This is a genomic window from Rhodococcus sp. R1101 (genome assembly GCF_000278445.1).
Lineage (GTDB): Bacteria > Actinomycetota > Actinomycetes > Mycobacteriales > Mycobacteriaceae > Rhodococcus > Rhodococcus gordoniae.
Genome location: NZ_AJVB01000075.1, coordinates 1 through 12,292 on the forward strand (window position 1 = coordinate 1; position 12,292 = coordinate 12,292).

The 12,292-nt window shown below is 68.0% G+C and carries 13 protein-coding genes, 1 tRNA gene, 1 other RNA gene and 1 pseudogene; 9 read left to right on the plus strand and 7 right to left on the minus strand.

Features of this window, described 5'->3' with window-relative positions; all coding sequences use genetic code 11:
* Both R1101_RS26100 and ffs read right to left on the minus strand, forming a co-directional pair.
* Positions 1-240: pseudogene (locus R1101_RS26100) on the minus strand (aminotransferase); the annotation flags it as partial.
* Between the two features lie 47 nt (positions 241-287).
* Positions 288-382, minus strand: an RNA gene (gene ffs, locus R1101_RS29450) — signal recognition particle sRNA small type.
* 116 nt (positions 383-498) lie between these two features.
* Between ffs and R1101_RS0107790 the strand changes: the two genes are divergently transcribed.
* A tRNA-Ser gene (locus R1101_RS0107790) sits at positions 499-586 on the plus strand.
* Between the two features lie 85 nt (positions 587-671).
* The gene (locus R1101_RS0107795) at positions 672-935 is read left to right on the plus strand and encodes a hypothetical protein (RefSeq protein ID WP_016932882.1); all 264 of its coding nucleotides are present in this window, start codon (positions 672-674) and stop codon (positions 933-935) included.
* Positions 936-979: 44 nt separating this feature from the next.
* Here the strand turns inward: R1101_RS0107795 and R1101_RS0107800 are convergent, their stop codons facing one another.
* Complete coding sequence (locus tag R1101_RS0107800; protein ID WP_016932883.1) at positions 980-2,065, minus strand: GmrSD restriction endonuclease domain-containing protein; 1,086 nt, start codon at positions 2,063-2,065, stop codon at positions 980-982.
* Between the two features lie 141 nt (positions 2,066-2,206).
* Here R1101_RS0107800 and R1101_RS0107805 point away from each other — a divergent pair, with 141 nt between their 5' ends.
* Together R1101_RS0107805 and R1101_RS0107810 are read left to right on the plus strand one after the other, a co-directional pair.
* On the plus strand, positions 2,207-2,872 hold the full coding sequence (locus tag R1101_RS0107805) for a YoaK family protein (protein ID WP_016932884.1): 666 nt from the start codon (positions 2,207-2,209) through the stop codon (positions 2,870-2,872).
* A 53-nt stretch (positions 2,873-2,925) separates the two neighbouring features.
* Positions 2,926-3,510 carry a TetR/AcrR family transcriptional regulator gene (locus R1101_RS0107810; RefSeq protein ID WP_016932885.1) on the plus strand — a complete coding sequence of 195 codons (585 nt, stop codon included), beginning with the start codon at positions 2,926-2,928 and terminating at the stop codon, positions 3,508-3,510.
* Positions 3,511-3,639: 129 nt separating this feature from the next.
* Here R1101_RS0107810 and R1101_RS0107815 read toward each other — a convergent pair whose 3' ends face one another.
* Together R1101_RS0107815 and R1101_RS0107820 are read right to left on the minus strand one after the other, a co-directional pair.
* Complete coding sequence (locus R1101_RS0107815) at positions 3,640-4,377, minus strand: 3-hydroxybutyrate dehydrogenase (protein WP_016932886.1); 738 nt, start codon at positions 4,375-4,377, stop codon at positions 3,640-3,642.
* On the minus strand, positions 4,374-5,765 hold the full coding sequence (locus R1101_RS0107820; protein WP_026003004.1) for an MFS transporter: 1,392 nt from the start codon (positions 5,763-5,765) through the stop codon (positions 4,374-4,376). Before R1101_RS0107820 ends, R1101_RS0107815 begins: the two co-directional genes overlap by 4 nt.
* Positions 5,766-5,888: 123 nt before the next feature.
* Between R1101_RS0107820 and R1101_RS0107825 the strand changes: the two genes are divergently transcribed.
* From R1101_RS0107825 to R1101_RS0107845, 5 genes are all read left to right on the plus strand, one after another.
* On the plus strand, positions 5,889-6,788 hold the full coding sequence (locus R1101_RS0107825; RefSeq protein WP_016932888.1) for a LysR family transcriptional regulator: 900 nt from the start codon (positions 5,889-5,891) through the stop codon (positions 6,786-6,788).
* Between the two features lie 9 nt (positions 6,789-6,797).
* Positions 6,798-7,748, plus strand: a complete 951-nt coding sequence (gene gluQRS, locus R1101_RS0107830; protein WP_016932889.1) for a tRNA glutamyl-Q(34) synthetase GluQRS — start codon at positions 6,798-6,800, stop codon at positions 7,746-7,748.
* Positions 7,749-7,816: 68 nt separating this feature from the next.
* Positions 7,817-8,743, plus strand: a complete 927-nt coding sequence (locus R1101_RS26105; RefSeq protein WP_037222490.1) for a membrane protein — start codon at positions 7,817-7,819, stop codon at positions 8,741-8,743.
* Positions 8,744-8,852: 109 nt separating this feature from the next.
* Positions 8,853-9,593 (plus strand): RDD family protein, encoded by a 741-nt coding sequence (locus R1101_RS0107840; RefSeq protein WP_026003005.1) that lies wholly within the window; start codon positions 8,853-8,855, stop codon positions 9,591-9,593.
* 125 nt (positions 9,594-9,718) lie between these two features.
* Positions 9,719-10,450: a queuosine precursor transporter gene (locus tag R1101_RS0107845; protein WP_016932892.1), complete on the plus strand. Its 732-nt coding sequence runs from the start codon at positions 9,719-9,721 to the stop codon at positions 10,448-10,450.
* A gap of 18 nt (positions 10,451-10,468) precedes the next feature.
* Here R1101_RS0107845 and tgt read toward each other — a convergent pair whose 3' ends face one another.
* Both tgt and R1101_RS0107855 read right to left on the minus strand, forming a co-directional pair.
* Positions 10,469-11,731: a tRNA guanosine(34) transglycosylase Tgt gene (gene tgt / locus R1101_RS0107850; protein WP_016932893.1), complete on the minus strand. Its 1,263-nt coding sequence runs from the start codon at positions 11,729-11,731 to the stop codon at positions 10,469-10,471.
* A partial coding sequence (locus R1101_RS0107855) for an MFS transporter (RefSeq protein ID WP_016932894.1) occupies positions 11,728-12,292 on the minus strand: 565 nt, incomplete at its 5' end. The genes tgt and R1101_RS0107855, both read right to left, overlap by 4 nt.

The window sequence follows — 12,292 nt, forward strand, 5'->3', positions numbered from 1 at the left end:
CAGGCCCGTCAGACCACCGTAATTACGGGTGTCGGTGCCGTTACCGTCGCGGAAATCGTCGGCACCCGGCAGCGACAGCAACTCTGCGGAGAGGTCGAGCTGCTCGGGCGAGGGCTTGCCGCGGGTCAGGTCCAGCGTCAGCTTCTCCGACTTCAACCGTTCGTAGTTGGCGGACTGGCGCTCGTGCTCTGCAACGAGTTCCTCATGGCTCATCAACCCGAACTGGGTCTGCGTAGGCATGCGGAGGGACCTTTCACCGTGCACGGCGACACGGGCATCGGCGGAAATTAAGAGGACCCCGCGCACCCGGCAGAGCCCGTTGACCCTTGCTGCCTTCCGGCCCTGGGGGAGTTCACAGGATGCGCGCCGCGCGGGATCCATCGGCAAGTGTAGAGGAACGTGTGCCCCGCGGCGAACCAGCCCCCGCAGAGCCCTCGGATTCCGGGTGCGACGTGCCCGTTTGGCAACTTGGGGTCACCATTCGGTATGCTTCCCCACGGAGGATTCGCCTAGTGGCCTATGGCGCTCGCCTGGAACGCGGGTTGGGTTAACGCCCTCAGGGGTTCAAATCCCCTATCCTCCGCCACGGAACCCCGTGGGACGCACAGCGTCCCACGGGGTTTCTGTTTTTTCACCCCCTGTGTTCGCGTGCCCGGCCGATCTCGGGCACGATGCGTCTCGTGACCGCGGACGACAATTTCCCGCTCTCCGGCGACGCCGACCACGAGCAGGCTTCGGTCTGGGTGGAGATGTTGGACCGCGAGATCGACGAGCTGTCCACGACCATCGAGAGGACCGGGCAGAAGGCCCGTGCCGAGCATCGGGTGGGCGCCGTGGACCGGGCGCGCCGGTTCGACGCGGAGGTCGAGCGGCTGGCCGCCCAACTCCGCGATCTCCACCGCATGCGCCGCAATCTCACCGACCGCTTCAGCTGATCGGGAGATCGCGGCGGTGCGCTACTCGCAGACGCTGCGGTGCGCTACTCGCAGGCCACGCCGTCGCCGTCGCGGTCCATCTTCGCGCGGTAGCCGGGCTGCCCCGCGTACAGCGGCGCCGCTCCTGCGGCCCGGGCAGCCGAACAGTTCTCGAAGTACACGCTCGCCGGAGCGGCGGGCTGCGCAGGCGCCACCGGTGCGGGCTCTGCGGGAGCGGGTGCCGGGGCAGGTGCCGGAGCAGGGGCGGGTGCCGGTGCAGGTGCAGGGGCCGTCGTGGTCGTGGGCACGACGGCGGGCGCTGCGCCGGCAGGAATTCCTCCTCCGCATTCGGTGAGGACCCGCGCCATCGCATCGTGCTCGGCCTGCGTCACCCACAACCCGTAGATCGCCTTGACCTCGATCTGCCGCGCGACGTACGTGCAGCGGTAGGCGCGGTTCGGCGGTAGCCAGGTGGCGGCGTCGCCGTCGCTCTTCTGCTGGTTGGTCGGCCCGTCCACCGCCTGGAGATTGCGCGGATCGTTGGCGAAATCGGCCCGGGTACCTGCGTCGAGTTGCTGCGCGCCCTTCTGCCACGCATCGGACAGCGCGACGACGTGGTCGATCTGCACCGCGGTGGAGGTGTCCTGTCCGCGCGTGAACGCGATCGTCGTCCCGGTGTACACGTCGTTCAGGGTTCCCGACGCCACGACGCAGTCGCGGGTGCCGGACTTGTAGACGATGTCGACGAGGTCGCGTCGCAGGATGTCGTTGCGGGTGTCGCAGCCGTTGCGCCCGAACTCCACCGACACGTCGTCGCTCCACGCCTGACCGAACAGGTCGCGGCTGTAGCCGGTCTTGGGTGCGCGGCCCTTGATCGGCAGGGTCGCCAGCCGGGCCAGGGCATCCGACGAGGCCGCCGGGACGGCCGGGCCCCGGTCAGCGGGGCTCGGGGTGCTCGCGGACGTGGGACGTGTCGTGCCGGACGGCGTCGTCGTGGAGGTCTCCGAACTCGGTGCCGGGGATTGTTCGGAGGTCGCCGCCGGCGTGACGGTGGTGTCTTCGACGGTCGAGTCGCAACCGGAGAGGGTCAGACCCGCGACCGTCGCGACGACGAGAAGGGGCAGCCGGGACGACAAGCGGGGCAAGGACATCGGGAGAACTCCTGAGAACGACGGTGCCGGACGGCTCCGCCTTGTCCATCGCGTCCACGGCACCCGGTCGTTACAGCACGTAAGTGTCTCGGTAGCTGCTGCCGACGTCGTCCCGGTCGACACGGTTCCTACTATCGTCGTGTGGTCGGTTACGGCAGGCAGTTGCAGGGACTCGCGATCGCATTGTCCTCTCTCGCAGGGTTCATCGACGCCCTCGGTTTCATCACCCTCGGCGGTGTCTTCGTGTCGTTCATGAGCGGCAATTCCACGCGTCTCGCGGTCGGCACGGCAGACGGCACGTGGAAGACGGTGGCCCTCATCGGCGGTGTGCTCGCGCTCTTCGTGCTCGGGGTGATCCTCGGCAGCGTCGTGGCGGAACTGACCGACCGCGACCGGCGGACGCGCAAGACCGCGGTCCTCGCGACGGTGACGGTGTTGCTGACGATCGGAGCCGCCGCTGTGTTCGCAGGCCGGACGCCGGTCGCCGTGATCGCGATGACGCTGGCCATGGGAACCGAGAACTCGGTGTTCCGCCGTCACGGGGAGACGACCGTTGCGCTCACCTACATGACGGGCGCGCTGGTCAAGATCGGACAGCGGATCGCGGCGGCGTTCTTCGGTGGTCCGCGCTGGAGCTGGCTGCCCTATCTGGGTCTGTGGGGCGGCCTGGTGACGGGCGCCGTTCTCGGCGCGCTCGCCCACCGGGTGCTGGGGCTGCACGCCCTGTGGATCGCAGCGGCATTCGCGGCCGCATTGACGCTCTCGGTCCGTTTCCTCTCCGATCACGAGCTCACCGGCGGGGTGTGATTCCCACCTCCCCGTACGTTCGTACGGTGGAGAGCTCGGTTACGGTGCTCCCCATGCGCACGCGCCCCTACGTCACCACCAGCCCCACAAGGCTCGCCGCAGCCCTGCTCGACGTGGCCGCGCGCAACGGTCTCGACGCGGCGAGCGTGCGGGAGGTGGCCAACGAGGCAGGGGTCTCGATCGGGGCAGTGCAACACCATTTCCCGACCAAGGACGAGATGCTCGCGTACTCGTTCCGCACCCTCTCGGACCGGGTGCTGAACCGGTTGACGAACGTCGATCCCGACATCGATCCGGCGCGCACCCTGTTCTCCGCGCTGAGCCAGCTGCTCCCGCTCGACGAGGAACGCGGCAGCGAGGTCCACGTGATGTCGGCGTTCGCCGTGCGGGCGATCACCTCCCCCACGCTGAGCGCCATCCGCACCGCCACCCTGTTCACGATCCGCACGGGCATAGCGCGCGTATTGATCCGCGCGGGTACACCGGATCCGGAGACCCGGGCCGCCCTGCTGCTCTCGGCTGCGAACGGGCTCGCGCTCGACGCGGCGGCCGGCCCCGATCTCTACCCGCGCGAGTATCTGACCCACGCTCTGCACGCCCAGGTCCAGCTCGTCCTCGACGGCGCCGACGCGCACTGACCCGCGCCCCGGAATCCGGGACGCGGGTCGGGAATACGGTCGCGCAGCGGGTCGGTAAACGACCGACCGCCACGCGGTCGGTAAACGACCGACCGCCACGCGGTCGGTAAACGACCGACCGCCACGCGGTCAGTGGGCCGACCAGCCGCCGTCCATCGTGTACGACGCGCCGGTGACCATCCCGGCCTCGTCGGAGGCCAGCCACGACACGAGCGAGGCCACCTCGTCCGGCTCGACCAGCCGGGCCACCGCCTGATCGGTGAGCAGCACCTCGGAGAGCACGCGATCCTCCGGGATATCGTGTGCACGAGCCTGTTCCGAGATCTGCTTCTCCACCAGCGGGGTGCGGACGTAACCCGGATTGACGCAGTTGCTCGTCACCCCGCGCGGACCGCCCTCGAGCGCGACCACCTTGGAGAAGCCCTCGAGGCCGTGCTTGGCGGTGACGTACCCCGCCTTGAAGGCCGACGCCCGCAGGCCGTGGACCGACGAGATGTTGACGATCCGGCCGAAACCCCGGTCGTACATGCCGGGCAGTGCGGCCTTCACGAGCAGGAAGGGCGCCTCGACCATGAGGGTCTGGATGCGGCGGAAGTCGGCGAGAGCGAACTCCTCCACCGGCCGCACCACCTGGATGCCGGCATTGTTGACGAGGATGTCGACGTCGAGGCGGAGACCGTCGAGGCCGTCCGTGTCGAGCAGGTCGACCCCCCACGCCTCTCCCCCGATCTCGTGGGCGAGCGTCTTCGCGGCGACCTCGTCGACGTCCGCGACGGTCACCCGGACTCCCTGCCGGGCGAGGGCGCGGGCGCAGGCCGCTCCGATCCCGCCGGCTCCGCCCGTCACGAGTGCGGTGCGCGCCCTCATGCCGAGATCCTGGTGTTCTCGCCGACGGCCTTCTCCTGCGCCACCGTCTCCGCATCCGCGGCGTCGATGTCGCGTAGCGAGATGCCTTTCGTCTCACGGGCCACGATCACCGCGACGATCGTGATCAGCGACGAGCCGAGCAGATAGAAGGAGATCGGGACCGACGAATCGAAGCGGCTGAGCAGACTCGCCGCGATGATCGGGGCGAGCGACCCGGCGACGATCGAGGTGACCTGGTAGCCGAGCGAGACGCCCGAGTACCGCATACGGGTCGGGAACATCTCCGCCATGATCGCGGGCTGCCCGGCGTACATGAACGAGTGGAAGACGAGTCCGATGACGATCGCCGAGACGATCCACGCGCTGTTGCCCGTGTCCATCATCGGGAAGGCGAGGAAGCCCCAGGCACCGGCGGTGACGGCACCGATCATGTAGACGGGGCGGCGTCCCAGGATGTCCGACAGGCGTCCGACCACCGGGATGACCACGAAGTGCACGGCGTGGGCGGCGAGCATCCACCACAGGATGTGGCTGGTGTCGGCACCGACGACGACCTTCAGGTAGGTGATCGAGAAGGTGACGACGAGGTAGTACATGACGTTCTCGGCGAACCGCAGGCCCATGGCCGTGAAGACGCCACGCGGGTAACGCTTGAGCACCTCGAAGACGTTGAACGACGTCTCCTTCAGCTGCTCGGCCTCCTGCTGCGCCTCGAGAAAGATCGGGGCGTCGGTGACCTTGGTGCGGATGTAGTAACCGATCAGGACGATGACGGCGGAGAGCCAGAACGCGACGCGCCAGCCCCATGACAGGAAGGCCGACTCGGGCAGCGTCGTGGTGAGGACGAGCAGGACGATCGTCGCGAGGAGGTTGCCCATCGGCACGCCGGCCTGCGGCCAGGAGGCCCAGAACCCGCGCGACCGGTCAGGGCTGTGTTCGGCGACCAGCAGCACTGCGCCGCCCCACTCACCGCCGACTGCGAAGCCCTGGATGAACCGGAGCGTCACGAGCAGCGCCGGGGCCCAGTAGCCGATGGCACCGAAGGTCGGCAGGCAGCCCATGAGGAAGGTCGCGACGCCGACCATGATGATGCTGGTCTGCAGCAGTTGCTTGCGCCCGAACCGGTCGCCGAAGTGGCCGAAGACGATTCCGCCGAGCGGCCGCGCGACGAAGCCCACCGCATAGGTGACGAACGCCGCGATGATCGCGTCGAGTTCGTTGCCGCCGTCGGGGAAGAAGACCTTGGCGAAGACGAGGGTGGCGGCGGTGCCGTAGAGGAAGAACTCGTACCACTCGACGACGGTGCCCGCCATGGACGCACCGACGACCCTCCGCAATGCCGACGGTGAACTCTCCGGCCCATCCGTTCGTGCCTGTTCGACGCTCATTGCTGCACCCTCCGGGGACGATCTGTGACGGGGAACACTTCCACACGCATATGCCGAGTATCGATACGCACATATGCATTCACAATGACGCGATTTGCAGACACGATCTGCGAAACTGCACATATGAGCGTGCCCTCGGCCGATGACCTCCTGGTCCTGCTCGCCGTCGGGCGCAGCGGAAGGTTCACCAGCGCTGCCGACGACCTGGGCGTCAATCACACGACGATCTCCCGCCGGATCGCTGCGCTGGAGCGAAGCCTCGGCGGTCGTGTGCTCACCCGGTCGGCGGCAGGCTGGGAACTGACCGATCTCGGCCGCGAGGCCCTCGACGCCGCCGAACGCATCGAGGCCGCGGTCGGGCGACTGCGGAACCCGAGCGGCGAGCGCCGACTCGAAGGCGTCGTGCGCATCTCCGCCACCGACGGTTTCAGCGCGTACATCGCAGCCCCGGCCGGCGCGCTCGTCCGGCAACGCCACCCGGGTATCTCCGTCGAGATCGTCGCCACCACCCGTCGCGCCTCGCAGCAACGATCCGGAATGGACGTCGAGGTGGTCGTGGGACGGCCGCAGGTGCACCGCGCCGAAGCACACCGTCTCGCCGACTACACCCTGGGTCTGTACGCCTCGCGCGACTATCTCGCCGCGCACGGCTCCCCGTCGTCGGTCCGCGACCTGCGCGAACACACCCTCGTGTACTTCATCGACTCGATGCTGCAGGTCGACGACCTCGATGTGGCGCGACGCATCGCCCCCGACATGCAGGATTCGATCAGCTCGACGAACGTGTTCGTGCACGTCGAGGCGACCCGTGCTGCAGGAGGCCTCGGTCTGCTGCCGTGCTTCATGGCCGACCGGCACCCCGACCTCGTCCGGATCCTGCCCGGCGAGGTCGAGGCACGCCTGGTCTACTGGCTCGTCGCACGCTCGGAGACGTTGCGCCGGCCGGAGGTCGCGGCGGCGGTCGCGGCGATCCGGGAGGTCGCCCATGCCCAGCGAGCGGTGCTCCTGGGTGTCGCTCGCTAGAGTGCACGGGTGTCATTTTCGGGCGAGGACGAGGCAGGGGCGGGCCGCTTCGCACCGAGCCCCTCGGGCGACCTGCACCTCGGCAACCTGCGCACTGCCGTCCTGGCGTGGTTGTTCGCGCGGTCGACGAACCGCCGGTTCCTGATACGCGTCGAGGATCTCGACCGGGTGCGTCCCGGTGCGGAGCAACGTCAACTCGCGGACCTCGCGGCGATCGGCCTCGACTGGGACGGCCGGGTGGTCCACCAATCCCGTCGCCTGCGTCTGTACGACGAGGCGATCGCGCGGCTCGAACAGGCCGGCCTGACCTACGAGTGTTACTGCACCCGACGCGAGATCCTCGAGGCCACCTCCGCGCCCCACGCTCCTGCGGGCGCCTATCCGGGCACCTGCCGCAGCCTCACCGACGAGCAGCGCGCCGAACGCCGGGCCTCCGGCCGCGCCCCCGCGATCCGGTTGCGGGCGTCCGAGGAATGGTTCACGGTCCACGACCTGCTGCACGGTGATTTCACGGGCATCGTCGACGATCTCGTCCTGCGCCGCAACGACGGAACCCCTGCCTACAACCTCGCCGTGGTGGTGGACGACGCCGACCAGGGCATCGACCAGGTGGTGCGCGGCGACGACCTGCTCACCTCCGCTCCCCGGCAGGCCTGTCTCGCACACCTGCTCGGATTGCCGGAGCCCGTCTACGCGCACGTGCCGCTCGCGCTCAACGAGGAGGGCAAGCGACTGGCCAAGAGGGACGGTGCGGTGACGCTGGGCGATCAGCTCGCGCTCGGCCACACGGCCGCCGACGTACTGGGCACGATCGCCGTGTCGCTGCGTCTTGCGGACCCCGGCGAGCCCGTGTCGCCGGAACTGTTGCTGGACCGCTGGAATCCCGTGCGACTTCCCCGTGATCCGTGGGTCTTCACGCCGGCGGGGAAAGGCATCCGACAGGACACGACGCGGACATAGCGGATGCAGATCCCGTGTGATGTACGTACTCTCTCGGAAGTGTCCGAACCCGGAGACGAGAGGCAGCGATGACCACCGGTGGTTACGACCCGAATCAGGATCCGCAGAAGCCGGGTGGTTATCCGCCGCCCGGCGGCTATCCGCCGCCGTCGGGCGGTGGCACTCCCCCGCCGGGTGGGAACTATCCGCCGCCCGGTAACTACCCGCCGCCGGGGAACTATCCCCCACCCTCGGGTGGCAACTACCCACCGCCGGGTGGGTCCTACCCGCCGCCGGGGAATTATCCGCCCCCGCCGTCGGGTGGCAATTATCCGCCTCCGCCGGGCGCGTACGGCGCCGGGAACTTCGGTGGGCCACCCCCGAACCAGTTGAGTGTCGGCGACGCGATCTCCTACGGCTGGTCCAAGTTCAGCGGCAACGCGGGCGTGTGGATCATCTTCATGCTCGTCGCGTTCGTCATCCAGGGCCTGATCAGCGGCATCTTCAACGGATTCGATTTCACCGGCGACACGACCGAGTTCTCCGCCCTGAGCATCGTCGGCAGCATCGTCTCCGCGATCGTCGGTTACCTGATCCAGGCCGCTTTCGTGCGCGGTGCACTGGCCGAAACGGACGGGCAACGGCCCGCATTCGGCACGTTCCTGCAGATCGGCCCGATCGCCGCGGTCATCGTCGCGGGCCTGCTCGTGGGCATCGGCACGACGATCGGTCTCGTGCTGTGCATCATTCCGGGCCTGGTGTTCGCGTTCTTCGCGTGGTGGACGATGCAGTTCGTCATCGATCGCAACCAGGACGCGGTCACCGCGATCAAGTCGAGTATCAACGCCGTGAAATCGAATGCGGGAACGTTGTTCCTGCTCGCACTCGCACTGTTCGGCCTCAACCTTCTCGGTGCTCTGCTGTGCCTGATCGGCCTGCTGGTCACGGTGCCGGTGTCGATCATCGCCGTCACGTACGCCTACCGGGTCACCACGGGTGGTCCCGTAGCGGCCTGACCCGGCTCGACGGCGCCCTCCCGTCGCACCCCCCCGAGGCATCTACCGACGCGCCACGGCACGCTGTACCGTGGCGCGTTGCCATGCCGATCGCGACAAGGGAGACATTTTGACGACAGGCGGATACCCACCACCTCCGCAGGACCCCCACGTTCCGGGTGGATACCCCGGTGGCGGTTCCCCCTCGTACGGTGGCACACCGTCCGACTACACCCAGCAGTTCCCGCAGTACGGTGCGCCCCAGAACGGGGCCCCGCAATACGGAGCACCTCAGTACGGCGCACCCCAGTACGGAACACCCCAGAACGGCGCACCTCAGTACGGGGCACCTCAGTACGGGGCACCGGCGGGCGACCAGTTCGGTGGAGGGCCGGGATTCCCCGGACCGAACTTCGGCACCGGCACCCCGGGGCAGCTGTTGCCGCGTTTCGGCGCCCGCATCATCGACGGCCTCATCGTCGGTATCCCCATGGGGATCCTGAGCGTGGTCATGCTCCTCGCGAGCGGAGGAAGCGGCTTCGTGAACTTCTTCATGACGGTCGTCAGCGGTGTCGTCGCCTTCGGCTACTGGACCTACATGGAGTCCACCCAGGGCGCGACCGTCGGCAAGAGGCTCCTCGGACTGTCGGTCGTCGGTCCCGCGGGCGGTAACCCCACCCTCGAGCAGGCCGCCAAGCGCAACGCCTTCGTCGCGCTGCAGATCCTCACCGGCATCCCGCTGCTCGGCCTCCTCGCCGGTCTGCTGTCGTTCGCCGCGTACATCGGTATCGCGGTCACCATCGAGCAGGACGGCAACAAGCAGGGCTTCCACGACAAGTTCGCCGGCGGCACCCAGGTCCGCAAGTCCTGATCTCACGCGTGTCACGGGCCCCGTCCTCGAGCGGACGGGGCCCGTTCGTCACATTTGGGGTGTTCGCGCACGTACAGACGGTCCGCAAGTTCGTGATCGGCACGTGGTGATGCTTGGATGTCCGGGTGACCGAGCACGGACCGAACACCTCCCCCGCCCTCTTCGACCACGCCGCCTTCGCACGCGTGAGCCGCAGCCCGTACACGGGAATCGTCGTGCTGTTCACCGCGGTGCTGATGATCTCCAACATCTCCGCGACGAAGGGCATCGCCTTCTTCACCGACTCCGAGCTCGGGTTCGGTCCGCTGCAGATCCTGCCGATCATCACCGACGGCGGATTCTTCCTGTTCCCCCTCGCCTACATCCTCGGCGACGTACTCAGCGAGGTGTACGGCTTCGCAGCCACCCGCCGCGCGGTGTTCTACGGATTCGGGGCGGTCGCGCTGTCCGCGCTGTGCTTCTGGCTCACGCAGCAGCTTCCGCCCGCCGACTTCTATGCCGGGCAGGAATCCTTCGAGAACGTGCTCGGGGTGGTGCCCCGGATGTTGATCGCCGGACTCGCCGGATACGCGGTCGGGCAGCTGCTCAACTCGTACGTCCTGGTCCTGATCAAGGAGCGCACGCGGGAGAAGTACCTGTGGGCGCGTCTGATCGGATCGACCGTCGTCGGCGAGTTCGCCGACACGCTGATCTTCTGCTCGATCGCCGCGGGCGTCATCGGCATCACGACCTGGGGCGATTTCGTCAACTTCGTGGTCGTCGGGTTCCTGTGGAAGACGCTGGTCGAGATCATCGTGCTTCCGGTGACCTACCGCGCGATCGCGTACGTCAAGAAGCGCGAACCGTCCTACGCGTGACGGGTCACGCCCGATGACTCAGGCCTCCTGACGCCGGCTCGCGTAGAACCGGCCCAGGGTCTCGGTCTTGAACTCGGCGAAGGTGCCGTTCTCGATGCTCGTCCGGATGTCGTCGACGAGCCGCACCGTGAACCGCTCGTTGTGGATCGTGCACAACGTCGAGGCGAGCATCTCCTTCGCCTTGAACAGGTGGTGGATGTACGCGCGCGTGTAGTTCCGGCAGGTGTAGCAGTCGCAGTTCTCGTCGATCGGCGTGAAGTCGCGCCGGTGGCGACTCGTGTTGATGTTGAACCGGCCGTCCGGGTGGTAGATCGCGGCGTTGCGCGCGACGCGCGAAGGATTGACGCAGTCGAAGGTGTCGACACCGTGCTCGACGGCGACGAACACGTCGTCGGGTTCGCTGATGCCCAGCAGGTGCCGCGGCTTGTGCTCGGGCAGTTCCTCGGTGCACCAGCGCACGATCGTGCCGAGGTTGTGCTTCTCGAGCGCACCGCCGATGCCGTAGCCGTCGAACCCGCGGCCGGTCTCACCGACGATGGATTCGAGGCCCCGGCAGGCCTGTCGGCGCAGGTCCTCGTACTGCGCGCCCTGCACGACCCCGAACAACGCCTGATAGGGACGGTGGGCACGATCGGCGGTGAGCTTCTCGTGCTCGGCGATGCACCGCACCGCCCACGCCTGGGTGCGTTCGAGCGAGCGTTCCTGATAGCCGCGCGTGTTCATCAGTGTCGTGAGTTCGTCGAAGGCGAACATGATGTCGGCACCGAGTTCGTGCTGGATACGCATCGACACCTCGGGGGTGAACCGGTGCCGCGACCCGTCGAGGTGCGATTTGAAGGTCACCCCGTCGTCGTCGACGTGCGCGAGCCGTTCCTTGCCCTTGGCGATGACTTCGTCGTTCTGGACGCCCACGGACTCCATCGCGATGACCTTCTTGAAACCGGCACCGAGCGACATGACCTGGAAACCGCCGCTGTCGGTGAAGGTCGGGCCGGGCCAGTTCATGAACTGTCCCAGCCCGCCGGCCTCGTCGACGATGTCGGAACCGGGTTGCAGATAGAGGTGGTAGGCGTTGGCGAGCAGCGCCTGGGAGCCGAGCTCGGCCATCGTCTCGGGCAGCACCGCCTTGACGGTCGCCTTCGTGCCCACCGGGACGAACGCCGGCGTCCGGATGTCCCCGTGCGGGGTGTGGATCGTGCCGGTGCGGCCGAGTCCGTTGTCGAGACGCGCTCCGACGGTGAAGAAAGGATCGGACGGGGTCGGAATGCTGGGATCGGTCACTTCCGTATCCAATCATGTCGCCACACCGAGACCGCGAACACGGCGACGCCGGCCAGGGCCAGCAGCACGCCGACCGCGGCGGGAGCGGTGTAGCCGAATCCGGCGGCGATCACGACCCCGCCGATCCACGCCCCGAACGCGTTGGCGAGGTTGAACGCCGCGTGGTGGAGCGACGCCGCGAGCGTCTGGGCGTCCTCCGCGACATCCATCAACCGCACCTGCAGGGCCGGACCCACCGCGGCACATCCGACACCCAGACCGAAGACCATCACGAAGGCGGTCCAGGGGTTGTGGGCTGCGGCGACGAACAGCGCGAGCAGCACCGCGAGCGAGGTGATCGACGCGAAGACGCCGGGGATCACCCCGCGGTCGGCGACACGGCCGCCGACGGCGTTGCCGACGACCATGCCCACTCCGAAGAGCATCAGCGCGACCGGCACGAGCGATCTCGACACTCCGGCGACGTCGGTCAGCGTCGTGCTGATGTAGGTGTACACGGCGAACACGCCACCGAAGCCGATGACGGCCACCGCGAGGGTGAGCCAGACGGTGCTGCTCTTC